Origin of the sequence: Paenibacillus sp. FSL R5-0810 (genome assembly GCF_038002285.1) — a bacterium.
GTDB lineage: Bacteria > Bacillota > Bacilli > Paenibacillales > Paenibacillaceae > Paenibacillus_AQ > Paenibacillus_AQ lactis.
Genome location: NZ_JBBOCF010000001.1, coordinates 6,431,786 through 6,457,231, shown reverse-complemented (window position 1 = coordinate 6,457,231; position 25,446 = coordinate 6,431,786). Strand labels below are relative to the sequence as shown.

Annotated in this window: 23 protein-coding genes; 2 read left to right on the top strand and 21 right to left on the bottom strand. The window is 54.2% G+C overall.

Translation table 11 applies throughout. From position 1 onward, the window contains the following. Positions 1–194 precede the first annotated feature (194 nt). The 8 genes from MKX76_RS28955 to MKX76_RS28920 form a co-directional block, all read right to left on the bottom strand. On the bottom strand, positions 195–1,148 hold the full coding sequence (locus tag MKX76_RS28955; protein WP_077567935.1) for a DUF58 domain-containing protein: 954 nt from the start codon (positions 1,146–1,148) through the stop codon (positions 195–197). Next, positions 1,145–2,134 (bottom strand): AAA family ATPase, encoded by a 990-nt coding sequence (locus tag MKX76_RS28950; protein ID WP_341034981.1) that lies wholly within the window; start codon positions 2,132–2,134, stop codon positions 1,145–1,147. The genes MKX76_RS28955 and MKX76_RS28950 overlap by 4 nt, the downstream gene beginning before the upstream one ends. Before the next feature lie 67 nt (positions 2,135–2,201). Next, complete coding sequence (locus MKX76_RS28945) at positions 2,202–3,899, bottom strand: phage tail tape measure protein (RefSeq protein WP_341034980.1); 1,698 nt, start codon at positions 3,897–3,899, stop codon at positions 2,202–2,204. Between the two features lie 61 nt (positions 3,900–3,960). Then, positions 3,961–4,908: an ABC transporter permease gene (locus MKX76_RS28940; protein WP_341034979.1), complete on the bottom strand. Its 948-nt coding sequence runs from the start codon at positions 4,906–4,908 to the stop codon at positions 3,961–3,963. Further along, complete coding sequence (locus MKX76_RS28935; protein ID WP_341034978.1) at positions 4,905–5,834, bottom strand: ABC transporter ATP-binding protein; 930 nt, start codon at positions 5,832–5,834, stop codon at positions 4,905–4,907. The genes MKX76_RS28940 and MKX76_RS28935 overlap by 4 nt, the downstream gene beginning before the upstream one ends. Then, positions 5,831–8,191 (bottom strand): hypothetical protein, encoded by a 2,361-nt coding sequence (locus MKX76_RS28930; RefSeq protein WP_077567940.1) that lies wholly within the window; start codon positions 8,189–8,191, stop codon positions 5,831–5,833. Before MKX76_RS28930 ends, MKX76_RS28935 begins: the two co-directional genes overlap by 4 nt. Positions 8,192–8,555: 364 nt before the next feature. Further along, on the bottom strand, positions 8,556–9,455 hold the full coding sequence (gene purU, locus MKX76_RS28925) for a formyltetrahydrofolate deformylase (protein ID WP_341034977.1): 900 nt from the start codon (positions 9,453–9,455) through the stop codon (positions 8,556–8,558). Between the two features lie 412 nt (positions 9,456–9,867). Then, complete coding sequence (locus MKX76_RS28920) at positions 9,868–10,989, bottom strand: deoxyribonuclease IV (RefSeq protein WP_341034976.1); 1,122 nt, start codon at positions 10,987–10,989, stop codon at positions 9,868–9,870. A 126-nt stretch (positions 10,990–11,115) separates the two neighbouring features. Between MKX76_RS28920 and MKX76_RS28915 the strand changes: the two genes are divergently transcribed. Further along, positions 11,116–11,589, top strand: a complete 474-nt coding sequence (locus tag MKX76_RS28915; RefSeq protein WP_007132414.1) for a DUF2621 domain-containing protein — start codon at positions 11,116–11,118, stop codon at positions 11,587–11,589. A 152-nt stretch (positions 11,590–11,741) separates the two neighbouring features. Here the strand turns inward: MKX76_RS28915 and MKX76_RS28910 are convergent, their stop codons facing one another. The 11 genes from MKX76_RS28910 to MKX76_RS28860 all read right to left on the bottom strand — a co-directional run bounded on the left by MKX76_RS28910 (position 11,742) and on the right by MKX76_RS28860 (position 23,374). Next, entirely contained in the window at positions 11,742–12,170 is a 429-nt protein-coding gene (locus tag MKX76_RS28910) for a hypothetical protein (protein WP_341034975.1), read from the bottom strand. A 208-nt stretch (positions 12,171–12,378) separates the two neighbouring features. Then, entirely contained in the window at positions 12,379–14,406 is a 2,028-nt protein-coding gene (locus MKX76_RS28905) for a DUF6382 domain-containing protein (RefSeq protein ID WP_341034974.1), read from the bottom strand. Between the two features lie 12 nt (positions 14,407–14,418). Beyond that, positions 14,419–14,931 carry an A24 family peptidase gene (locus MKX76_RS28900; protein WP_213613791.1) on the bottom strand — a complete coding sequence of 171 codons (513 nt, stop codon included), beginning with the start codon at positions 14,929–14,931 and terminating at the stop codon, positions 14,419–14,421. Between the two features lie 160 nt (positions 14,932–15,091). Beyond that, positions 15,092–16,072: a TadE/TadG family type IV pilus assembly protein gene (locus tag MKX76_RS28895; protein ID WP_341034973.1), complete on the bottom strand. Its 981-nt coding sequence runs from the start codon at positions 16,070–16,072 to the stop codon at positions 15,092–15,094. Positions 16,073–16,088: 16 nt separating this feature from the next. Continuing rightward, a complete protein-coding gene (locus tag MKX76_RS28890; RefSeq protein WP_341034972.1) occupies positions 16,089–18,311 on the bottom strand; it encodes a TadE/TadG family type IV pilus assembly protein in 2,223 nt (740 codons plus the stop codon). Positions 18,312–18,313: 2 nt separating this feature from the next. Then, positions 18,314–18,988, bottom strand: coding sequence for a TadE family protein (locus tag MKX76_RS28885; RefSeq protein ID WP_210094465.1), 675 nt, complete (start codon positions 18,986–18,988; stop codon positions 18,314–18,316). Beyond that, positions 18,981–19,172: a Flp1 family type IVb pilin gene (locus MKX76_RS28880; RefSeq protein WP_210094582.1), complete on the bottom strand. Its 192-nt coding sequence runs from the start codon at positions 19,170–19,172 to the stop codon at positions 18,981–18,983. The genes MKX76_RS28885 and MKX76_RS28880 overlap by 8 nt, the downstream gene beginning before the upstream one ends. An 18-nt stretch (positions 19,173–19,190) precedes the next feature. Then, entirely contained in the window at positions 19,191–20,036 is an 846-nt protein-coding gene (locus MKX76_RS28875) for a type II secretion system F family protein (protein ID WP_245255908.1), read from the bottom strand. A 42-nt stretch (positions 20,037–20,078) separates the two neighbouring features. Then, the gene (locus MKX76_RS28870; RefSeq protein ID WP_341034971.1) at positions 20,079–20,933 is read right to left on the bottom strand and encodes a type II secretion system F family protein; all 855 of its coding nucleotides are present in this window, start codon (positions 20,931–20,933) and stop codon (positions 20,079–20,081) included. Further along, positions 20,896–22,179, bottom strand: a complete 1,284-nt coding sequence (locus tag MKX76_RS28865; RefSeq protein ID WP_210094467.1) for a CpaF family protein — start codon at positions 22,177–22,179, stop codon at positions 20,896–20,898. Before MKX76_RS28865 ends, MKX76_RS28870 begins: the two co-directional genes overlap by 38 nt. Beyond that, positions 22,172–23,374, bottom strand: coding sequence for a nucleotide-binding protein (locus tag MKX76_RS28860; RefSeq protein WP_210094468.1), 1,203 nt, complete (start codon positions 23,372–23,374; stop codon positions 22,172–22,174). Before MKX76_RS28860 ends, MKX76_RS28865 begins: the two co-directional genes overlap by 8 nt. A 317-nt stretch (positions 23,375–23,691) precedes the next feature. Here MKX76_RS28860 and MKX76_RS28855 point away from each other — a divergent pair, with 317 nt between their 5' ends. Next, a complete protein-coding gene (locus tag MKX76_RS28855; protein WP_210094469.1) occupies positions 23,692–24,579 on the top strand; it encodes a thermonuclease family protein in 888 nt (295 codons plus the stop codon). A gap of 22 nt (positions 24,580–24,601) precedes the next feature. Here the strand turns inward: MKX76_RS28855 and MKX76_RS28850 are convergent, their stop codons facing one another. Both MKX76_RS28850 and MKX76_RS28845 read right to left on the bottom strand, forming a co-directional pair. Then, positions 24,602–25,024 (bottom strand): thiol-disulfide oxidoreductase DCC family protein, encoded by a 423-nt coding sequence (locus tag MKX76_RS28850; protein ID WP_210094584.1) that lies wholly within the window; start codon positions 25,022–25,024, stop codon positions 24,602–24,604. A gap of 94 nt (positions 25,025–25,118) precedes the next feature. Beyond that, positions 25,119–25,400 (bottom strand): hypothetical protein, encoded by a 282-nt coding sequence (locus MKX76_RS28845; RefSeq protein ID WP_210094470.1) that lies wholly within the window; start codon positions 25,398–25,400, stop codon positions 25,119–25,121. Positions 25,401–25,446 lie beyond the last annotated feature (46 nt).

The following is a 25,446-nucleotide window of genomic DNA, read 5'->3' as shown; positions in this document are numbered from 1 at the left end:
TGTGCGCACGATGCATAAATTCGAGGCATACTTGGATCGCTCTTGAGGCTTGCCCGAAGCCTGCTGCCACCTTACCATCGCCCCTACTGCCGCAGCCCGGCAAGCCCTTCCGGGAAAGTGCGGGCGGTCCATAGTTTAGAACGAGCGGCCCGCTATGGCTCCACGGGTTGAAGCCTAGCTGGATGCAGCAGATGCTAGCTTGAAACCACTCCCGCACCCGCCAGCACGCCAAACATGGCATCCCGCAGCGGCATATCGGCCGGAATGAGCACGTAGGTCATCCCGCGCTCCGCACATACGCCGGACAGCATATGACGGTAACGCTCGAGCTCGGCTTTGTACGCATCCAGCACCTTGCCCGTCAATGCGACTTCCTTCCCGTTCTTGGTCTCGCTGTCAATCAGGCGAAGATCGCCGGCCAGCTTGGGATCGAGCTCCTCCCGGGACAAAATATGGACCAGCACAACCTCCTGCCCGCTTCCGGCAAGCAGGGACAACGCCCTGAGCAGCTCCTCCTCGCCGCCTTCGAGCCAAAAATCCGAAAACACCCAGGTCATGCCCGGATGCCTTGGAAGCGCACCGGGCTGTCCGAGGGCAGCGGCAAGGCTCCCTTCACCGCCGGTCTGCGCTCCCTGCAGGAATGAGAACAGGCGGTGCGCCGAGCCTTTGCCCCGCATCACGGGCAGACGGGCCGAGACGGTGCGGCTGTAACAGGCAATCTGAAGCCGATCGTAGGAGGAGAGCGCCATGTATCCGACGCTTGCCGCCAGCTGGCGGGCAAGCCGCCATTTCGGGCTGCCGTGGACCTCATGATCCTCCGCCCCTACAGGACGCTCCCCTTCCGCAGACGTTATCACCGCTCCCATCGATGCGGAGCAATCGACGAAGATGCTGACCGTCAGCTCCTGCTCATCCATGAACTGGCGGACAAACGCTTTACCGGTACGGGAATACACGCCCCAGTCGAACCGGCGCACATCGTCGCCGGGCGTATACAGGCGATAATCGGCGAATTCGAGCGAGGAGCCGAGGCGGCGGGACCGCCGTTTCCCCTGCTGGGTTCCCGCAACCCGCCGCTTTGCGGACAGTGTGAGCCGCTCAAGCCGCGGAAGCCATTCCGGCGGAAGCAAATGACCGGCGCCGCTCACGCGGATGCCTCCAGCGCCTGCAGTACCTCTTGAATGATCTGATCCGTCGTCATTCCGATCGCCTGTCCCTCAAAATTCAGGAACAGCCTGTGGCGCAGCGCTGGCAGCGCGACCGCCCGGATATCCCCGGTGGAAACATGCATCCGCCCGCTGCACAACGCCCGGACCTTGCTGACCGAGATGATGGACTGAATGCCGCGGGGACCGGAGCCGAACTGGACGTATTTTTTGACCGCCTCCGGCGCGGACGCCTCCTCAGGATGCGTCATCATGAGCAGTCGGACCGCATAATCCAATATTTCTTCCGCGACCAGCACTTCCTTCGCGCCCCGCTGGATCTCCAGCAGGTCATCGCCCGTCATTTGCCGCTCGACCTGGAACGTATGGGACGACGTTGTCCGCTTTACGATCTCCTTCAATTCGTCGGCACTTGGATAAGATACTTCAATCTTCAGGAGGAACCGGTCCAGCTGCGCCTCCGGCAGGGGATAGGTACCCTCGTTCTCGAGCGGGTTTTGCGTAGCCAATACGAAGAAGGGGCTCGGCAGACGGTGCGTTTCTCCACCTACCGTCACCGTCTTCTCCTGCATCGCTTCGAGCAGGGCGGACTGTGTTTTCGGCGTAGCCCGGTTAATCTCATCAGCCAGCACGATGCTGCTGAAGAGCGGCCCCTTTTGAAAGGTCATCCCCGTGCTTCCATGCTGCCCGAACGACAAAATATTCGTGCCCGTAATGTCGCTCGGCATTAAGTCCGGCGTGAATTGGATCCGGGAGAACGACAGGTCCAGCGCATCGGAGACGGTGCGGACGAGCATCGTTTTTCCAAGTCCCGGTATCCCCTCCAGAAGGGCGTGGCCTCCGGCAAAGATACACCAGAGCATTTGCTCCACAACCTCCTGCTGTCCGACAATGACCTTGCCGATATGTTCCCTCAGTCCAGAAATGCTCTCCATCCATTCTTGGGGTCTCACTGCAATATCCGACATGGATTAAACCTCCGTCTTCTAAATAAATTCAACGTTCGCTGCGGCCGGTTATTTAGCCGCTAAAGCCTCACGGATTCGGATTGATCTGGATGAAGTATTCCTCCACCAACCCTTGCATTTGATCAGGCAGCTGATTCCGGTCCAGCGTGTTTTTGGCTTTGGACTCATAATCCCGGTACACTTCCTCGTACGGACGCGACGTGCCGGGAATGGTCGGCGATATGCCGCCCTTCTGGATATCGCCGCCGGAGCCGTTAAGCTCTCCCGAATCGTTCTGGACGTTGCCGCCGCCCTTGTAATTTCGAGGAATCGTGACAAGCTCGCGCCCTCCGCTGCCGAGCCCTGCGCCGCTTCCTACCCCGCTGCCGGAACCCGCACCGGAGCCGCTGCCGCTGCCGGAGCCTGCTCCTGAACCCGAGCCGCTGCCAGAGCCCGAACCGCTGCCACTGCCTGCGCCTTGGCCGCCCCCCGAGCCCTGCTGGCCCGAACCCGCACCGGAATCGGAACCGCCGTTCTCACTCTGCTCGCCTGAGCTTTCCCCAAGGCCAGCCTGCGCCAGCGCTTCCGCGCTTCCGCCGTTTGCCCAAGCGTCCGACACCGACATGCCTCCTGCCTTCATCTGATCCGCCATGGCCAATCCCTGTGAAGCGAGGGATGAGGCCAAGGCCGCTGCCGCTTCCGACTGGCTCTCCGAAGCTGCCTTTGCCAGCGCCGTTTCTGCCAGTTCCTCAGCCAGCTTCTGCAGCTCTTCTTCCAGCTCTTTCGGCAGCTTGCCTTCTTTGAGGGCCTCAGACGCTTGGGAAAGCGCCTTTTCCAGTTCCTCATTTCCCTGCTGCTTCGCCGCTTCCTCCGCAAGCTTTTTCAGGGCATCCGATAAACGGTCTTTCTCTTCCTGCGGCATTTTCTTGACTTGCTCGGATACCTTCTTCATTTCCTGCTTGAGCTCTTCGGACTTTCCTTCCTCAAGCTTCTTGCCCGCTTCGGACAACGCCTTCTGCTGCTGCATTTGCTTGGCGAACTCGGATAAAGCTTTGGCCTTCTCCTCCTGCTGCTTCGCCAGCTTCTCCAGCTCCTCCATCGCCTTTTCAATCTTCTCCAGTGCCTGCTCGGGCTGCTTTTCTTTAGCCAGCGCTTGCCTCAGTTCGTCCAGCTTCTCTTTCAGCTTTTGACGGTCGACCGGGTCCAGCGTCTCCTTCTCCAGCTGTTCGGCGAGCTTTTCCGTTTTGGTGGCCTGCTCCTGAATCCACTTCTTCTGTTCCTTGGCCGCCTCCACCTTTTTATCCATCGGGTTCGGGATCAGCGCCAGGACGACAACGGCGACCAGACCAACGGCGCTGATCAGCAGCTGACGGTTACGGCGGGGGGAGGGAAGACGCTCAGGCAATTGCTCCGTGAATCGCTTGCCGTAAGCTTCCGCTTGCTCCCGCTGCCATCGGGCGGCCGCTGAATCTTCCTCCCGGAAAGACAACGCGGTCACCATCATATCGCTTCGTTCAGCGCCCCCGGATGCCTGATCCATTGCCGCCGCCGCGTCCATCGCCGGAATCCGGCTAAGCCATCCCCAGAGAAGGCCCCCAAGGAGGCCGGTCGCTGGAATGACAGCCGCCGCGATGTTCAACCACGATATCGGAACGAAACGCCCGATAATCAGCAGCAGCAGCGAAACCGCAAAGCCTGCCGCGAGTCCGTACAGGGCATAAGCGATGACCCGGAAGCGCTGCAGCCGCCGGCGTGCGGCCTCGATTGCGCGCATGATGTTGTCCACTTATTTCTCCTCCTTCAGATCCTTCAAATCTTTTCAGATCAGATCCGTTGCATAGCCTTCCTTACACACCGTTCCCGGACGGGCTGTCATCCTGTGGAAGCTGCTCGGCAGGCGCCTCTCCCTTTCTACGTCTTGCAACAGGCCGAATGTTCCGAATAGCAATCCAGAGCGCCAACACGATGACGACCGAGTACACAATGACAAACTCGAGCCACAGCTCAATCGGCGCTTTGCTGTTCAGATTGCCGCCATAGAGCAGGAATGCTTCCTTCGAGAACGAAGAGTCGAACAGGCTCATCATCGCTCCGGCCGGATTCAACCCCAGCAGGTAGCCGACCCAGGAGTAGGATCCCGCGACAGGAGGCTGACCTGTCACATACATATTCCGCTGCTCGATGCCCATAAAGAACAAATAGAGAAGACCCGTCACCAAGAAAATGATAAGTCCCACGCCATATGTCACGATGATGGCCACAATCGTCCGCTTGAAGAGCGTCGAGAACATGACGCCGAGCGCTCCAAGAAGCAGCATCACAAACAGATAGAATAGAAAGACCGATATGAGCTGCTTCGGCGATATGCCGCCATACAGAAACACGATACTGTACACCGGCAGCGTCGCCAGCACGATCAGCGCCATAAAGCTGAGCGCGGACACCAGCTTGCTGAGCACGATCGTTGACGAGCTTTGCTGGGTCGTCAGCAGCATGCTTAGTGTCTGCTTCTCGCGCTCACTGCTGATGACGCCGGCCGTCAATGCCGGGGCCATGAAGGCGATCAGCACCAGCTGGGCAAAGCTCAGCACATAGAACATCATCTGGCTTACCTGCGGATCGAACCGCTGCGGTCCCCGATTGCCCAAATACAAAAACAAATAGATGAAACCCATCGCAATGGTGCCGAGTGCCAGTATGTAAAACAATACCGACAGCATCGAACGGGTCGAACGCATCCGCAGCCGAAATTCCTTGTCGATTACCGGATTGATCAATCTTCTGCTCCAATTCATTCGCGGGGGCCTCCTTTCGTAATTTCGAGAAATACGTCCTCCAGATTGCTCTGTGCTTCCTGGAATGAGACAATCGGAATTTCCCAGGAGATCACCTTCCGCAGAAGCTCGCTCTGCTGTACATCATCGCCGCTGTAATGAACGTGAACCCCGGTGTTGTCCGTCAAGACGGACGTCACCAACGGCTCATCCCGCAGCTTTTCGGCCAGCTCCTCACCTCGCTCGAGCGTGCGGATATGGATGACTTTTTTAACCCGCAGACGGTTCTGGATATCGGATACCTTGCCCTGTGCCACCATTTCGCCGTGTTCAATGACGCCGATTTCATCCACCATTTCCGCCAGCTCCGGCAAAATATGCGACGAGATGATAATCGTCTTGCCCATCAGCTTCAATTCCTTCAGAATTTCCCGCATTTCGATTCGCGCCCGCGGGTCAAGTCCCGACGCCGGCTCATCCAGAATGAGGACCTCCGGATCATGCACAAGACAGCGGGCAAGGCATAATCGCTGCTTCATCCCCCGCGAGAGACTGTCTACGTACGTATCCGCCTTATCGGTCAGGTTCACCAGCTCCAGCAGCTGCGGAATGAGCTGCTCGCGCTCAGCACGGGGAATCCCGTAGCTCGCTCCGTAAAAATGCAAATACTCCGTAGCTTTCAACTGATCATAAACGCCGAAGAAATCCGGCATATAGCCGATCCGTTTGCGTACTTCCTTCGGATGCCGGGTAACGTCGTAGCCGCCTACCTTGGCGACACCGGAGGTTGGCAGCATCAGCGTTGCCAAAATCGACATCGTTGTCGATTTGCCTGCCCCGTTCGGTCCGACGAATCCGAATACGGTCCCCTCCTCAATGTAGAGACTGATATCCTTCAATGCATGGAATGTTCCGTATCGTTTGCTCAGATTCCGAATCTCGATCATGGCTTAACCTCCCCCTTTACAGACAGCTCCGGCATTTGGAAATTGGTTTGGTCGGCAGCATTCAGCATGAACCGGATGCGGTTGTTCAAAATATACCGTTCAGGGTTCTCCGTGACCTTCAGTTCATTTCCGGAACCATTGACCTGCTCCCACTCATTTTTCTGCGCATTCCAGATTTCCATCTTCACATTGTTGTTTGGCTTGATGCCCTTAATGGAGAATTCCGAATAGGCGACCTCCTGATCGGAAATCAGCGGGAATTCAGCAATGAGGGAACCTTGCCCAAGCTCGATGCCGTTTCCATATGAACTGAAAATCGGTGCGTTCACTTGTGAAATTTCCGGTGCGAGGAAGCCGTAAGGAACGTTAATCTTCCCGCTTTGTCCCCATGTCATGGCCACCGGCTGCACCCAGAAATTGAGCTGGTCGCTGCTTACCTCTTGCTTCTTGAGCGAGTAATTCGTCAGGTGATCGGAGCTCCATCCGAGAACAAACGCTTTGTCCGTATTGACCGTTCGATTCGAATAAGCATAGTTGGATATAATGTCCCGCTGTCTATATTTATCATCGTTCTGCGAGTACGGGTACAGCATTCCGGCAATATCCCCGCCCATGAAGTTCAAAATCTGCTTCGGATCCTGAGGGATCTGGGCGGATCCTCCTTTCGGAATATCGCCAAGCTTATAGCCTTTGCCCCCGATCACCAGCACCACTTCAGTAAGATCGCCGGTTGTATCGTTCATGACCGTTCCGCTCAGCTGCCCCTTGGCATCCAGCTTCAAATCCGTCTCCATCCGTCCGAGCTTCTCCGGCCTCTCGGATTCGGCCCACACCTTGGCGAGCGACCACTGGGACATATCGCGCAGCTCCACCGTCGTCGAGTCCGGGTTCTTTCGGACAAAGCTCTTGCTCTCGTCCATTCCTCCGCCGAAAGAGGAACGGGAGCCTGATGTTCTCAAATACATACCGCTCGGAAATTCCAGCTCATAATTGCCGCTGCGCGGGGTAAAGAACGCGGTGGCCGTCGTTTTAACCGCACTGCCTCGGCCATTCATCTCAATAATATTGATCGTATGCGCCAATTCCTTGGTCTTGTCCGCGGAACCGGCCATATACACCGCGCCGCTTGCGATGATCGCGATGACCGGGATCAGGAACCAGGCCCATTCCCGTTTGTCAAACTTTTTCAAGATAAAATAGAGCACAGGCGCCACGACGACGGCATAAATGATCAGCATCCACAGCAGCAGTGTAAACGAAGGCATCGATAAGGACGGGAAATAGTCCAGTACATAGTTCAGATTGTCGATCAACGGATTGTAGTACGTATTTTGCGATCCGACCGGCAAACTGCCTTGCAAGACGGATGTCCATACCACCGGATGACCGGCCCATGAGCTGACCGGCTCCATGGCGAGGTCGTACGCGGCATACTGCACCTTGCCCTGTCCATAGTCGTGGGATGCAAACAACGGTTCATTTGCGGCTTGGATACCGGTTTTCGCATCCTTTACCGGGGTGACAGTTGAGATCGTAAAGTCCCCGTCCAGCTTCAGCGGCTTGCCGCCAAGCTTTTCCAGCTCGGGCAGCTCATTGACCGCCGTCGTGCCGTCAGCCGTTACCGGCGCAATCTCGGCAAAAGGCGCTGCCGTCTTAGTGTATCCTGCTCCCCCTGCTAGAACGAGCGTGCCACCGCCGTCCACCCAGCCGACAATCGCTTGTCGCTGCGGCTCTGACAGCGTATCGGATGCAAAATTGTTGATAACCAGCACATCAAGCCCGCTCAGCAGCATGGCATCAACCGGGATGCTTGCCGCCTTCAACGGCAAAATGTTGATGCTCGTGCCCTTGCCGTTGAGCACATTCATGAAATTCATGGTGTCCGGATCATCCGACAGCACACCGATCAGGGCGCCGTTATAAGGGTTCGCCTGCACGTAATTTTTTCCGGATGCAAATGGGATCGGCTTTCCCTTCTTATAAGACTCCTCATAGAACAAGATTTGGTTGTTATCTTTGTTAAGCATCGTACCCGGCAGCCCAAGGAGGACTTCCTTTGGCGTATCCTTCGGCAGCTCGACGTGCTGCACGTAGGAGGTGTGAAAGCCCGCGCCGTTCTGGCTCAGCACTTGTACGACGATATCGCCGGAGATGTCCTGATCGCTCGTAAGCGTCAGCTTGAGCGGGTTCCATTTATCAAACTTTACTTTACCTTCATAACCGACTTCGCTCTTGATCGAAATGCCGGGCCCGTCGGCAAAGGCCAGCTGCGCCGGCAAGGCCAAAGACAGCATGGCCGTGATCAGCAGCGCAGCAAGCGGCAGCATCATTCGCATTCTTCGTGTATAAAACGACAACTGATGATTCCCCTCTCCCTAATGTTTAGTATTAATTGGATGTAATCCCCGTGTTCCTCTTAACCTCCAACTGCGAATATGCAGCATTCCGGAGCAGCCTAGAAGCAACCGATCTCGCGGTTCGAATATAAAGACGAGTCCATATTGGAAAAAGTTTGACCTTTTTTTCCCGTTACCGGGCACAAAAAATCGCGCTCCGCTCCACCCATACCATCTAACGATCCCATTTATGTAAAAAATCCCGCCCCAAAAAGGAGCGGGATCTTCAGTCAATCCATTGCAGCGTTAAAGTGTCAGGCTGCTCCATTGTAGTACTGTTGAGACTATATGGATGACTTCGCTAAGCTGAGTTTATTTTGTACGTTTAGTTAAATACAACCGTCTTGTTGTTATGCACCAAAATCCGATCCTCGACATGCCATTTCACGGCTCTTGCCAGCACAACGCGTTCAATCGTGCGGCCGATGCGCTTGAGCTCGTTGACGTCGTCGCGATGGCTCACCCGCTGAACGTCCTGCTCGATGATCGGACCGCCGTCAAGCTCTTCGGTTACGTAGTGGGCAGTCGCTCCGATAATTTTGACACCCCGGTTATAGGCCTGGGCATAAGGCTTACCGCCGACAAATGCAGGCAGGAAGGAATGGTGGATGTTGATGATCCGGTTGCGGTAATGCTCGATGAACATCGGCGAAATGATCTGCATGTAGCGCGCCAAAATGATGACGTCGATATCGTCGCCGATCGTCTCCAGCTGCCGCTTCTCGGCCTCCTGCTTCGTCTCCGGCGTAACCGGAATATGGTGATACGGAATACCGAAGGATTCCACATACTCCCTCATATCCGGGTGATTGCTCACGACCAGGGCGATATCGGCATCGAGGTCTCCCGCCTGCCATTGCCAGAGAAGCTCTACGAGGCAGTGGTCCTCTTTGGAAACGAAAATCGCAAGGCGCTTTTTGCGCGCGGCGTGGTAAATTTTCCATTCCATGCTGAATTGGTCCGCAATCTCGCGGAACGATTCCTCCAGCTGCGGCAGCTTGGCCGTGAGATCCTCCAGGTCAAACTCAACACGGATAAAGAACATTCCGCCGTCCGGATCCATGGTGTACTGGTCCGACTGCACGATGTTCGCGCCATGCTGATACAAAAACTGGGAGACCGCCGCTACAATCCCTGGTCCGTCCGGGCAGGAGATGAGCATACGGGCTCGGTTAGGATATTGGTCCGCAGGGGATGGCCGGTCTTTCTTGATGTGAATTTCCATAAGTCTTGGTGATCCTCCTCTATATCTAATACATCATTCTAAATAGGGGTAATACATAATCTTTCGTTATAACAGCTTCATTCATCCGGGGATGCACATCTGTCGGTTATCCATGCTCATTCATACGAGGGATGCACATCACTCGGCCATGCTCAATCTGTCGAGGAATGCATCGCATCATCGCTTCAGTTAGTACATGCTCATCCTTACGGGGAATGCATCATGATTTCCGCATTCATCATCCATCATTCAGCTCGTGCATCCGCGAGACCCGGAAGCTCTTCCAGCGGAGGATTCGTGTCATCCACTGTGTTGGCGCTCCCGGACCGCACTGGATGCCGGTATTAGCCATACTGTTCCCGTACCATTGGCCAGCCGCCCAGCTTGCTGCTGTAAATTCGATTTCAGGCGATTAAGCCGTAAGGGAAGCTCCGGACAAATAGGCGATCAGCCGCTGGTTGACCTGCTCTTCCGAAAGCTCAGGGAACAGCTCGGCGGACATCACCATATCGTATAAGCGTTCCATCGGCTCGCGAGGATCGGCTTTTTTGGCCTTTGCATCGCTTTTCAGCAGATTCCAGGTGTCCAATACGAACGAACGGGATTCGATGCCTTCCTTCGCAAAAAATTCATGCAGCTGTTCGACCTGCTGAATGAATGCTTGTCCAAAGCGTTGCTCCACATCACCGCGCAGCAGCGCGATTTCGATCTCATACATAGGACGCTGCGTCTTCGGATCCTTCCCGATCCACGGCGTCTCAAGGATGAACGGACGGCCTTGGAGCTTCTCATGATGGACGATCCGGTGAATCGCATCGTATCCGATCCAGCCTGTTCCGATCGGGGTGTGGCGGTCTTTGGCCGCGCCGCGCGGGTTTTTGCTGTCGTTAATGTGAACGACCGTCAACCGGTCGAGGCCAATCACTTGATCAAACTTCTCCAGGACACCGTCCAGATCGTCGACGATGTCATAGCCTGCATCGTGAATGTGACATGTATCCAGGCAGATCGCCAGCCGGTCGTTATATTTTACCTTATCGATAATTGAAGCAATCTCTTCGAAGGAGCGCCCCATCTCGGTGCCTTTGCCGGCCATCGTCTCCAAAGCGATATGCACTTCCGTCTCATCGGTACCGCCAAGAACCTCATTCAGGCCTTCGGCGATCCGGTCAATGCCGTATTCTGCATCCTTATCGGTGTATGCTCCCGGGTGAAGCACGATGTTCTTCACGCCAACGGCATGGGTGCGCCGGATCTCCTCTTGAAGGAAGCTCACTGCAAGCTCATACGTGTTCGGCTTGTACGAGCCGAGATTGATAATATAAGGCGCATGCACCACAATCTCCTCAATGCCGCATTCCTGCATGGCCAGCTTGCCTTCCTCGATAAACATCGATTCAATCGGCTTGCGCCGTGTATTTTGCGGAGCGCCGGTATATATCATGAACGAACTGGAGCCGTAAGATTTAGCCTCTGTCGCTGCAGTCAGCAATCCCTTGTCCGAAAAGGACACATGGGACCCGATTTTCAACATAAAATTTCCCCCTTTGTGACACACAATTACACCTATTTTAGCTTGTATATCGAAATAAATCTAGAAATGCGTTATAATTCTCATGAAACTGTCATGTGACAAAAATCGTTCGAGGTGATATACAAGATGAAGAGCACAGGGGCCGTCTTGGGGTATTTGTCGTCCAGCGCGCCGCCGTCATGGTTCATGAATACCATCGCGTTCTGGGGATGGGTCATGCTCGGACTGATGGGCATCGGTGGATTTTTCATGTTCCGCAAGTTCCTGAAGGTGCTGCCGAAGGCCGACGGCAAGTCCAAGCTGGATTGGCAAAATTACTGGGTGGAACGGAGCCGCCCGCTGTGGACGGATGAATCCAAGGCCTTTTTGGACGAGCTGGTTCAGCCGGTTCCCGGTCCATTCCGCGATATCGCCAAGCACTCGATTGCAGCCGAGATCGGCAAGATCGCCGTCGAATCCGGGGCAACCGAAGTAACCCGCGACCACTGCATTAAAGGCTACATCGTAGCCACGCCGAAGCGCGACTACAAATTCTTGATGAATTTCCTTCAGAAGAAAAATATCGATTATACACCGTATCAGCATCTCATTAATAAGTAACGCATATGAAAAAAACGGCTCGGGCACACATCCTCGATGAATGCGCTCGAGCCGTTTTGCTGTTGGACGGTAATCAAATGGATTCTCTTCAATGCTTTTCAGATTTCTGGGTCCCCGAATTCAAAGTTGGACCGTCTTATTGAGGACATCGATTACATTCCCTTTTGCCTGTCGTTTGATTGACTTTTTAATTCCATTCCTCTTGTAAAGAATACAACTCCAAGGGCAGCAAATGTAACGTAATTGCTTATTCTCGCTATAACTGCCTCATCATCCTCATAATTAATCCAATACAACAGCGCAAATGGCGAAATGACCAATAAGATCTTCATAGCTAACATAAAAACATAGCGGACCTTTTCTTTTCGCGGATTCCTTTCTGCTGCAGCTAACGCCAGGGCAACCTTGGAAGAGTCATAGATTGTTATTAATAATGCGATGATACTTGTGTAAGCAGTAATTTTTACGCCGATGTCAATCCACGGAATAAAGGATACGATTGCAATGCCTATGTATATTCCTGCAGCCAAGTAGAATAGGTTGGTTTTAATTTTTCTGCGCAAAATTCTCGTTCCTCTCATGATAGACCTTATAAGCGAATAGGTGTATTTTACCATATTCACGAAGAAATCAAAGATCATAAATCCTAGCAGCGTTACCGAAGGTGAATGAAGGTCTACATTCAGAATGGATTTTGGGTGTAGATTCACGATGCTAGATTCAAAATTAACAAAGAGCCAGCACACCTTAAAAGGTATGCTGGCTCTTATAAAGTTTATTAAAAAAAATTTACTTAAAAGAGCGTTCAGAAACGTGCATAGAGCCACCGGATCCATCCAAACTGCTCCTGAACGTGAAGGACCAGCCGGCAATGATAAATGCGTTCCCTTCTGCTATCGCATATTCTTTATAAGGAACCATGGCTTCACCTTCTAGTACCGTACCGTTTCTTGATCCTAAGTCCTTGAGCACATACCCTTCAGCTCCGCGCGACAGCTCCGCATGAGCCCGTGATGTACCTACACCCAGAGCCACATATTGCGCCACCTCGGCAGACCGGCCGATAATGAAGTGAGGCTGGTTAATTTCGACCCGCTCTGGCACACCGCCTTCAGGGGAGCGGACCTCCAAATAGGCATGTCGTTGCGGATGCTTCCCGGGAACAAAACCCTGACTTAACAGAACCGTTCCGCCATCCCCTGACGAGGATAAGATCTCGGTATGCTCGCTTAAATGCGCGTAGTAATCCTCCTCACCAGCTGCTGCTTCGGCGTTTCCGTATCCTTGAGAAGAAGAGCTTGCTCCTGGTTGGGAATACATTTCTAAAATTTTGTATGCTTCCTTGTTGCGGCCTGCCATAGACTGTCCCTGGTCATTGGTCGGACTTTGGGATTGTCCAGCAGGGCTGCTGCCTGGTTCTATCCCCCTGTCCGTGAAACCACTGGCCCCTATTCCACCCCGCAGCGAGGCTCCACCATGGAAAGGAGTTTCCACGTTTTGATTTGATCCTTCATCGGCTTCAGTATCCGTTCTTGGAGATTTCCATCGCCATTTCTCTTTTGAATCAAGTGTCTTCCGATCATCCAGGCGATCCTCCCGATGGATATGCTCTCCTCTTAGCAGTCCGGATAACGGGTCCGCCTGAAATCGAGGAGGCGCCTTCCATGCGGAGGGGCCGTAATGTTCAAGCTCGGTGGACTCCATCGCCGGCAGCGCACCTGACCATGGGTCCGTCCTGCGGAATAATGTCTGCAGCTTCCCCTGCCATCCCAGCCATGCTGCCGCGGCCAGCAGAATCGTAATACCTGCGGATAATCCGAGGGTGAGCAGAGATGGCTGGCTCAAATACAGCAATCGCCAGACTGCTGCAGCAGCCAGCATGCATGCTAATAATATATAGGTCCGAAGCGGGGAAGACTGCTCAGGGTCTTCAGGCTCCGCGCTTTCCTCATTCCGATCCGGGAGCCATGAGGCAGCCCCGAAGCGCGGGCGAATCGGCTTATCGATCCGTTCCGGTCGCTCCATTCCTGAATGGCCCGCTGAATGAATACTGCGGATAAGATTGCTCCGGTCAACGGGCGCTTCCTGCCCGGTCCTTGACCAGGCTCCAGCCTGATCATTCCCGGAATTCGGGCTTGTGCTGCCGGAGTTCAGCACGCTTGACCGAACAGCACGGATACCCGGCTCGCTTACGCTTAATTCCGGCCGGGTATCCGTCCGTCCAGAGATAACACCATCATCTTCACCAGCAAGCAGCTCGAGGATCAGCCTCTTCAAGCCGGGGAGACTAAAGCTCTGTTCCCCGCAAAATGACATTAAAGCCTGAACGCCTCTTCCCTTTAACTCCGTTACGGAAGCAAGAAGTCTTGTCATGCATTCTTTCAGGGATGACCTCAGCTGGCCGCTTTCATCCGTAGTCTCGAGCGGAAGGTAGGTTAAATACAGCGTCCCCAGCCGCAAGGATCCAGCAATAAATATGTAATCTTCGTGCAGAATGAAGTTTTCGGCCTTAAGCATATACAGACTGCTGTCATGCAATGCCGTCACAATCTGAAGCAGCAATCCGTAATACTCGGTCAGAGACATGCGCTCGGCTTTCAATGCTTGGGAGAGCATTTTCTTGCCGGTAATGTCATATTCCATCGTGATTTTGTAATCTACTTCCTTGATATGCAGCTTCAGAAAGTGGGGAATGCTTGACGAACGAATCATGCCTAACTGTACTTCATTGAGTTCATCGGCACGGATTCCCTGCTCCCGGTCGAGGATCATCATGGTCCTGTCGTTCTGAACAAAATCCGTTTTCAACCCTAACACGAATCGCACCTCCTACATATGGAGCATTATATACGCGCTGATGACCCCCGGAAGCACCGCGATCATGAACGGAAACCGCAGCTGCTCCTCCTGGCTGCTCCGCCATGGCGCAAGGCTTTTGAACATGAGTACTCCCATCATACTGCCGATAACTTTTCGCAATCTGAGAAATGTCTCCCGCCGCCATAATAAGATGGCGAGTGCAATCACCCCCGCAAACAGAACCGAGTACATGATCGACTGTAACGTGAACCACAGTCCGGTCCAGGCCCCGATTCCTCCAAACAGCTTGACGTCCCCGGCACCCACCGCTCCAATTACATACATGACCAGCAGGATGGAAAAACCTGTGCCAAGTCCCTGCAGCGAGAACAGCAGCCCTTCGCCCCCTGACAGGACACCGTGGTAGGTAAGCCCTAGAACCATGGAGGCAACCGTAAGCAGGTTAGGAATTTTCATAGAGCGAAGATCCGTTATAAAAGCAGCAATCAAATACATGGCACAAATACCATAAGCCATTCCCAAATGAAGTCATCTCCTTTCAGGGCAGGATACCGCACCGAAACGAACAGGGCCACACCCAGCCTCCATGAATGCGACTTTGTCCGTCCGCCTTGATGAATCGCTCAAGCTACTGAATATGCAGTGCCCGGTGAGTTCGAAAAACGGCAGGATCTCTGCCTGCTCACGGCCTAGCCACCACGGTAAACATCACTTCAAGTCGTTCTCCATTCCGCGTCTCCACTACGAACAGCCAAGTGCCGGGCGTTGTGTTGAAGCCGACATTCCATTCCCATTCGATATAGCCGTGCGCGTCCGCCGTTTTCCAGCCCAAATACTTGGCCGTGCTCTGCCCGCTTTTGTAATAAACGGACAGATTCGCATCCATTCCGGGCTCCACCTTCACCTTTACGGTCGCTTGCCGGCTTGCTACCGCAGGATTCGGCTTCTCGAGCAGCTGAATCGTCCCGCCGGGCGCACTGCCATCCCCGCCCGTTCCTTCCCCGCCCTCTCCTGTATCCCCGATCCACAGCCTTTCTTGGGCCTTCGCCTGCAGAACGATGCTTTTGTTCAGGAAAGGCACCCGAATCGGCAGATCATAATTGAGCTCGATTCCAAAGTACGGACTTTGTCCGCTTTTTTGATTCGGCACGCGCACATTGGATACATGAATCCTGTCGACATCCAGAAGGCCGCTTTGCGTGAACGGCTGCAGCAAAGGTTTAATCACAGGATCCAATACCGCTTCGACGGTCTGGTTCTTCAGCTGCTGCAGCGGCTCCTCACCCGTGGCAACAGCCTGAACAATCCAATCGTTGACAGGTGAAGGCAGCGAATCACTGTACTGTGAGGCCCAGTCGCTTAAGGAAAGCCTCGGAATTTCCCAATGGTTTGTGCTCTCCGACTCTACCGCTTCCCCACCTGCCGAATTCTGCTGAACGGCAAGCGACACCGGATACATGTGGGAGGCGACCATCTTGACTGCGTCCGCAGCCGTACTATGGAGTGCGGTTGAAATCAATGTCATCTGCACCATATAAATAAGAAAGATCACAAAAAACATGAACATCGGCAGCACTAGCGCTGCCTCGACAACGATGCTGCCCCGTTCTCCTCCAGCTCCGCCTCTACGGCCGCCTTTTGCCCAATCTGCAGATCGTTTCATTCCATGAGCTCCTGACCTAATAAGAAAAATCCGCTGTCCGCGTTACGATATAACGGTTGCCCTGAACCTCGTCCGCGCTGCCGAATACCTGACCCAGCGCTTTCGATAACCCGGGGAGAAACCATATTCGCATTGCCGTCTTCACTTCACCGGAAGCATACGTCATCCGCTCAGCCGGATTGACTCCGGTGTTAAGCCGGATTAAAGCCAGCATGCGGGACAGCTTCTTCTCGTTGTTGCTGTGAATAAACATAAATATTCTTAAATGATCGCGATACGTCAGCTTGACCGGAGCGTACCTGGACAGCTCAATCTCACCCGTTTTGCACAGCTCGATCATATCCGCGATTGCCTTTTCAATTCCGTACAGGAGAGCAGCAGCCAATATGGCTAGCGGGTTTCCCAGCTTACTGTTGACGACGAAGCCTTCCATCGTACGAATCGCGAGCCGGGAGGCAAATATTTCAGCATACGCGGCAGAAATATTTCCGGCGGGATTGTGAAAGCCGTAAAGGATGTATTCCACCTCCTGATTGGCAATCGCAAACTCCCCCGCCAGCTCGTCTACGGAGGATGAGCCGCTAATGATCCCGGACAGCTTCGACGGGTCGAAATGCTGAAAATAATGAACGGCATATTCATTCTGAAACAGCTCGTCCCTTACCCCGCCAAGAGCCTCTCCCATGAAGCCAAACATTCCGTCCATATTATCCATCGCAGCTTTGCCCGCGTCATACGGATCATCATCCATGGATCTGCCCGAAGCTCCATCGTTTCGTTCTTGATTAAATTGAAGACTCTCATCGTAATAGGCTTGCAGTTTTCGAAACTCGTCCTGGATTGCCTGACTTTGGCCATCAAGCCCGTTAATCGCGCTAATGACCCGGGAAGCCTCCTTCAATTTCCCGTTTGCCTGCTTCTCCATTGCCTTCCGCTCCTTGTCCGAAGAGCGATACTGCTCCAGCTTCGCCTGATTACGGTCTACAACATTGGACGGCCCTGAAGTTCCGTAGCTCGAAATATATTCTCTGACAACTCGGCTCGCCTCCAGCACAGCTCCCTTTGCTCCAACGCCTCCTAATGAGGAACGAAGCGATGAAACGGACCGCTGCACCGACTGCTCCTGCAGCTGCTGGGATCTTATGTCCTCCTTCAGACCATGTAACAACTCTTCGCCATGGATCAATTGACCGGCCTGCTTCCGGATGGCCTGGATCGTCTCGGCGTCCGTGCCCTCCGAGGCAGATGCGCCAGGCGTGTTGTCACGTGTAACCAGATCGTAACCGGCGTTAGAGGAGCGGTTCTCGGATTCCTGAATCACTTGCTTCATCTCTTCGTTCAGGGTTCGGGCTTTCTCCCACAGCCTCAAAGCCTCGGTCAGCAGCTGGTCGTTCTCCCGCTGCAAACGGCTCGCCTCGGCTGATATTCGCGAACCGATTGACGAAACGCCTGCTTCGTAAGCCATAATGGAAAGGGTATACAGCTTCTCCTTGGGCGGCCTGTCGGCATCCTCCCCCTTCTTCGTCCAGTAATCCTCATATTGCGATGCTGCATCCGCCGCGGTTCGAATACTACCACCCAATGAAGCATCCTCGATAGATGTGCCGGGAGGATCCATGATAAGCCTCGATAGCACTTCCGCATTCTTTCCCGCCTTGCGCTGCTTGTCCAGCATCTCATCAAGCGCAGCTTCACGCTTGTCATACAGCTTCCTAAGCTTCCGGAGCACATCCACCGTGTTGGAAGCTTCCTTCATAGATTGGGAGAGGGGTTTGAACTTGGAGACAAGCTCCAGCGTGAAATCGATCGGAGCTTTGTATTTCATATCCTCCAAAATCTGTCGGTTAAAGATTTCATACTCTCCGAGGGGACGCTGCAGATGCAGACTGGAGCTGTCGACCTCCATGGAGAGCAGGTGAAAAGCATCGCTCCGCTCCCCGGGATTCAGGCTTTCGTTAAGCACCTTTCCCATGATCAGATCCCCGCTGGTGTCCCCTGAGGCATAAAGACCGTACTCCTGCATGAGCCCGGGATCATAAGCGGACATCACGGACCGGACGGCGGCTCGGGTCAGCCTCTCGCTCTGTACCTTCATCGCAGCGATCCGGGAATAATCAATGAATACTGCCACAAACATAAATACCACGGCTAACGCAATAATCAGAAAAATGGAAACCGATCCGTCGGTGGACAATCTCTTGCTTCTCCCGGCCTTGCCTGTTCTTCTTAGCTTCCCCATGACTATCTCGCACCTCCGAACTTCCGTAATACATCCTTGGCGGCTGACGGGTCCGTCCGATTCCTCCCGCCCTGAAACTTGGAGCCGTAGTATCTCATGACATCAACCGTTCGAATAAATTCAACCGGATCAACCACGACCGATTGCGCGCTAACCTGGATCCGTCCCCCATCTTCCAATAAACGGTTTAGCGGCGTAAACGATACCTGTTGATGCATAGAGGTCGTTACTTTGCGAATAAGCAGCTGGTTGCTGTACTGCATCTCCCCGCTCATTCCGGCCGGTACGGCCGTGCTCCCTTTGGACATCTTAAGTTCAGGAAGATTTCCGTCCCGGTTCTCTCCCTGAGGGATCGATATGCTCTTGGGTGCTTCCCCGCCTGACAAACCAAACAGGGTCCCGAGCAGTTGATCATCCGTTAGCCGCCAATACAATGAATCATGCAATCCTTGCTCCACGGATCCGGAGGGTGCCGTTTTATGGCTGTTGTCCCAGATATATGCCGTGCGCTCGGACGCCGCAGCCGAAGCTTGAGCCAGCATGGATTTCTGGTAAATATATAGGCAGAGGAACAGAAGCAGCGCGGTTACAACCAATACGATCGGAAGAACGAGGGAAGCCTCGATCGTGAAGCTTCCCGACTCGTCCCTCCATTTTCCAGGCTGCCGCCTACTCAAGGAACTCCTCAGACTTCGAGTTTACAGATCTGAACAGTTTGTCTACCAGCTCCGTAATTTCATCTTTGAATATTAGAGCGATAATTAAAATAACAACCAGAATGAGGATCATCTCCAACGTACCGATCCCGCTCTCATCCTTCCATAACTGCTTCATTCTGTTCTTTAGTATGGTCAGCATCATTGCATCCACCGATCCCTTCTACATGTTCATCATCATAAACGCAGGCGCGCCGAGCAATATTATGACAATCATAAAAATAACAACCATCGGAAACACCAGCTTCGAGGATGCCTGCTCCCCTCGGGTTCTGCCGATGGCCTTCCGTTTCTCCCACAGCACCCGGGATAAATCACGGAGGGCAAGCGCAAAGTCGTTTCCTCCCCGCCGGAAGTTCAGCAGCACTGTCGTCGTGAATATCGAAACCTCCTGGACGCCGCAGCGCTTATTAAACTGCTCGAAAGCCTGCTGGAACGGATGGCCTCCTTCCCATTCCAAGAGCATCCTCCCCAATTCGTTATAGAGGGGATGATTCTTGTCCTTGCTCCGCTCCACGCAATGCACGATCGACCGTTGAACCGTCTCGCCTGCACCCACCAGCAGAACGATTTTGCTGAGGAGCTCCGGGAGCTCGATTACGATCTCTTGTTCACGCAGCAGCACTTTCTTTTGCATATCTCTGATCAATGCGATCGGCAGCAGTACACCTAGGCCAAATCCCGCGATCATTCCCATGGGTTCGCCCGTAAGCAATGACCAAATGCAGCCCCCGATCCAAATCAGCCAAGTATAAGCAAGCACATCAGCCATGAACAGCAGCGTCATTTCCGGACTGCGCCGTAATCCGTGCAGTTTTTGGACCGAGCCTTGAATCCGGTAGAACCATATCGGAAATCTCATGGGAACTTTGCTTCGCTCCAGCAAATACACCAGCGGCGGCGTCAGCTTCTGCAGACGTAGTCCCTCCATGGGCAGCCTGCTCAGCTGCCGGTACCGTTCACCGCCGATCCGGTTCAGCACCACCCAACCACCCCCGAGCAGAACCATCAGCAGCGCGGATATCCATACCACCACGCTTCCCTCACCTCCTTATACCTTGATGTTCATCATCCTGGTAATCCACCAAAAGCAGCCGACCAAAGCAATCAGAGCAGCGGTAGATATAAAGATCCCAGCCCCGCTGTGCATAGGCTCCATATAGTCCGGCGAAGTCATATTCATAAACAGCACCAATAAAAACGGAGCAGCCAGCAGCGCCTTGGATTCGAAGCGCTTCTGGGCGATCATGACGGAGATCTCCTGCTGTATATCCAGCTTCTCGCCAATAATGGAAGAGGTTCTTCGAACGACCTCGACCAGATCCCCGCCGGTTCGTTTACAAGTCGCAAACACATCGGCGAAATTCGTAATATCCTCCATACTGGCTCTTCGCGCAAAATCCTGGAGAGCAGCCTCGATCGCCTCTCCATATTCCAGCCGGGATCCGATGACTTTTAGCTCAAAGATCATGTCGCTCTCCCCGCCCGGATCCAGCAGGAGCATATCCTGTACGGCATCCTTAAACCCGTTCTCCACCGATCGTCCGGCCGACAACGAAGAGGACAAGGAGTACAAAGTCTGCTTGAAATGAAGATTCAAGGTTCTCCGTCTTTGCTCCAGCCTGTGACGACGCCAAAACTTCGGAACGGCAAATCCCGCTACCCCAAGAAGAAGTGACAAAATCACATGATGATAGAACAGATATCCGATCGCGAAGAATAACACCGCGCCGAGCAGTATACATAGCACCTTCTCTCGCTTGGACAATACGTACACGCTGTAGTCGGGCAGCCGGCTGCTGCTGTCGGTCCGCTGGCGCTGAGGCTCTGTCCGATCCTTTGGTCTCTTCGGCTTCACTCCCGCTTTATCAGCTTTCACGGATCTCATGAGGCTGCTGGCCTTCATAAGAGTCACCTCCATACCCTTGCAGGGGCCAGGCGGTAATGCCGGCCATCCGCAGCTTCTCCGTCCCTCGCAGCGGATTGCCGCAGGCTTCGAGACGGCCAAGCACCTTGCCGTCAGCCTCCCCGGTTTCTTGAAAGCGGTACAACGGGTTTAACTGCACTTCCCCGCCGCTCATCCCGACCACCTCACTGACCTCCGTCACACGGCGCGAACGGTCTCTAAGCCGTGTTAAATGAATGAAGATGTCGACAGCCGAACTGATTTGCTGACGGACAACGCTGATTGGCAGCTCTGAGCCGCTCAGCACCATCGTCTCCAATCGGCTGATCATATCCCTCACGCTATTAGCGTGGCCAGTCGAAAGGCTGCCTTCATGCCCTGTGTTCATTGCCTGCAGCATATCCAGCGCCTCGCTGCCGCGGACCTCGCCGACAACGATGCGATTCGGGCGCATCCGCAGCGACGAACGGATCAAGTCACGGATCGTAATCTCGCCCCGTCCCTCCGTATTGGCATTCCGCGTCTCCAGTGATACCAGATTCGGCACCGTAACAATCTTCAGCTCGGCGGAGTCCTCAATCGTGATGACCCGTTCATCGGGCGGGATGAACTGGGAAAGTGCGTTCAAGAATGTGGTCTTCCCCGAGCCGGTCCCCCCGCCGATGAAAATGTTGTACTTGCCCCTGACCAGGATTCGAAGCAGCTCTGCCGCCTCCGGGCATAATGCGTCCCGTCCCACCAAATCCTCCATCGTCATCGGCGCATCCGGAAACTTTCGGATCGTCATGGTCGGCCCCTTAAGCGCGATAGGCGGAAGCACGATATTCACCCTGGACCCATCCTTCAGCCGGGCGTCCACGATGGGCACAGACTCGTTCACGACCCGATTGACACTCCCCACGATACTCTGGATAATGTCCTCCAGCCTTCCCTGCGATTCGAACTGCAGCGGCACCTGCTTCACCTCTCCGTCCTGCTCGATGAAGATCTCCCGGTGGCTGTTAATCATAATCTCCGTAATTCGGGGATTGTCGACGAGCGGCTGCAGCACATCCAGCCCGCGAAAGGAATCGTACACTCTGCGAACCAAAGTCCGTTTCTCCATGGCCGTCAGTCCTGCAAGCTCCTGTCTCCTCCACACCAAGTCCTCTATGCGCGCCATGAATTCGGAATTATGGACGCTGCCGGTCATATCCAGCTCCGACCGAATCTGATCCCTAACCGAACGGAACTGCTCCTCATGCATAGAGTTCCCCCCTGTTTTCGCCGGACAGCCCGAAATCTCCACCCCCAAGGAGCTGCCGGCACAGCTTCAGAACTTCCCTTTGGTATATCGGTGACATCAGCAGCAGCTCCTGCTGGTGAAGCTGCTTCCAGGAGGGGATATAAGGCAGCATGCAATCGATCCGGATGTCTTGCCGAGGAGGCCTGTTCACAAGCTGTCCGGTATAACGGTTGACAACAAACCTGCTCCGCTTCATCAAGCCGCCCGAGAAGCTCTCGCCCGACTGCAGCAGCTGGTCGATCCGGGTTCCGCTTTTAAACATGCTGATCGGATCGTCCAGCAGGACCCAGATCAGCGCACCGGCATGCTCAAGCACCGCTTGCAGCCTCTCCTCCCGGACCCCCGACGCTCCATCCGTATCCACAACGATGACATCGTACTGGCCGGTAGATCCAAGCGATCGAAGGAGCAGCTCCGTGTCGGACCTCGTCATCTCCATGATCTCTTTCACGTGCAGGCTCGGCTCGAACGTGTCGCATTTCAGCCCCTGATGCCTGAGTCGGTACGGCATAACCTGAAGAACATTATCAGACCCGTCTTCCTGAGCGGCCTTAATATCGTACAGAAGCCGGGAGAAGCTTCCCTCCATTCCGTCGCAGCCTGAAGGAAACAGCACGCTGCTGTTGACGCTCTCCAAATTGAGGTAAAACACCCGCAGTCCCAATACGGCAAACTGCTTGGCCATATTCATTGCCAGCGTGCTCTTGCCGCACCCGCTCAAGGGAGAAACAACTCCGATGACGGCAGCCGTGCCGGTCTGAAGTCCCGTACCGCCGCTGATTCCATTGCTGCCTCCCGATAAGGTACTGTTTCCGTGGCAGCGGGCGGATATCGCTTCCAGCAGCTTCGGCAGCGGCTGGTACTTGGCTGTATGGGATCCTCCAGGCGGACAAGAAGCAGGTATCTCAGCGCCGTCGTTAAGCAGCAGCCAAGGCACAGCCGGGTCGCCAAGCTGGAACCATGCCATCAGCATCGTTGCATCTCCAACCACGAGAGCTGGGGGTTCTCTCGACTCCATATATTGAAGAAACGCATCCTGTTGTGTGAAGGCGGTTACCTGCATCGACGAGCTATAGGAGCTTCCGTTTACGTAGTTCAGCAGCGGTTCTATATACCTGGAATCCTGTACGGCCAGCACGAATCGTACCGGTAGCATTGCATATCCCCTCTTCCTTTCCCTGACAACGCAAAAAAGCACCATTCATGCCGCAACCCTGCGGTTCATGAACGGTGCTTCCGTTGACTTGTTATAATTTGACATTAGAATAGCATAGCCGCCAGCAGACGGCAAGCATTATTTTTCTGCAGGATATATGCCTTTACCGCTATTGCCAAAACAAGGATATATGCAATACTATAAAAGCTTGGAGCAAATATTTTGTATATAGAACTTCCTTATATAGGATGGGTTAATAGAGTCTCCTAATCCCTACCCATACATATCATACAGCCTAGTCAGGAGAGTGACATCACGTGAAGAAACGAATCTTAACCGCACTGTTAACCGGTCTGCTGCTGTTGTCCGGCTGCAGCCAGCCGCTAGCGCCACCTGCTTCGAACGAGAAGACAGCTGCTGCCCCCCAAACGGAACAGACAACGTCCACGAAGGCGGCACAAAGCCAAAGTCCGAACGGGAAGCAAGCCTCTTATCCTACTGACGACCTGAATCTGCCCCGGGTACCCGTCGAGCTCGTCAAAGCGGTGGACGGGGACACGATCAGCGTTATGTTTGAAGGCAAGAAGGAGAACGTCCGGATGCTGCTGATTGACACGCCCGAGACAAGCCATCCCAAGCTGGGAGTCCAGCCTTTCGGACCGGAGGCCAAAGCTTTCACGAAGGAGCTCGTTGAGCAAGCCGACAAGCTCGAATTGGAATTCGATATCGGTCCGAACCGGGATAAGTACTCCCGGCTGCTTGCGTACGTTTATGTAGACGGAAAAATGGTCCAAGAAGCGCTGCTCGAGCAGGGGCTGGCGCGGGTAGCCTATATTTATCCGCCGAACGTCCGTTACGTTGATAAATTCAATGATCTTCAGCGCATCAGCAGGGAAAAGGCGCTCGGCATCTGGAGCGTCGAGAATTACGCGCAAGAGGACGGCTTCCACCCTGAAGAACAGGACAGGGACGCTCAATCCAAATCCACCGCCGCATCCGGGGAATCCCCGGAACCGGCAGAGACAGTAGCATCTGCTGCAGGCAGCGCCAAGTCCGGCTGCAGCATCAAAGGGAACATCAACTCGAAAGGCGAAAAGATCTACCACACACCCGAATCGCCATACTACGAGCGGACAAAGGAGGAGCAATGGTTCTGCACCGAGGAGGAGGCCGTCGCGGCCGGGTTCCGGGCTCCCCGCTCGTAGGGGCCATTCGCATTCCGGGAATTTATGAGAGGAACCGGCGCCGGATATCCGGCGTCGGTATCATGCATGCCTCGGAGCGGCCGAACCAGCGGTAACGGTTCTTGGCCACGATGCGGTACGCACGGTCCCGGATCGGACGAGGCACGATGATCATCGCATAGGCGAGCGGCCACGGAAAGCGGAGCCGCCGGGCAATGCGCAGCGCCCCCTGCGACCGGGTGTAGTACTTTCCTTTTTCAATCAGCACCATCGTATCCCCGCCATCCGGCGTCAGTCCTCCCTGCTCCAGCAGTGACTGCCCGATCTCCGATTGGAGCGATGCGAACCGGAAATGGCCGGCTGGATCCCGCTGGATAATAAATCGGGTCAAGCCCTGGCACAAGTGACACACCCCGTCAATCAACACGATGGCGTATTCTTCGTTATCCTTGCCCGCCTTCTTCATAATCAACCTGCCCTCCTTTGGTTACGATGCGACCCTAAAACTCGCCCAATAAGAAAAAACGCAGGAAAATTCCCGCGCTTCATCATGCGTCGCCTTATTCAGATTCGACCGCTTTGCTCAACCACTCGCCGTCTCTCATCTGCTGATCGAAATCATCTGAAAATTTATCCATGCATTTACAAATGAAATCCTTGCGGCATACTGGGCATGGCACTTTCCCAAGCCGGCTCAGCGCCGTCATCTTCCACTCAGGAAACCGGTTGTAGAACACGCGGCAATCCGTTCCGTCAGCCAAATGGATAATGAATTCGTACAACCCTTCCTTCTCATTGCTCCCAGCTTTGGTTACATCTGTAATCTGCGGTTTGTATGGCATGTCATCACCCGTTTATATTGATTTGTAATTGCTTATGACTGGTTGT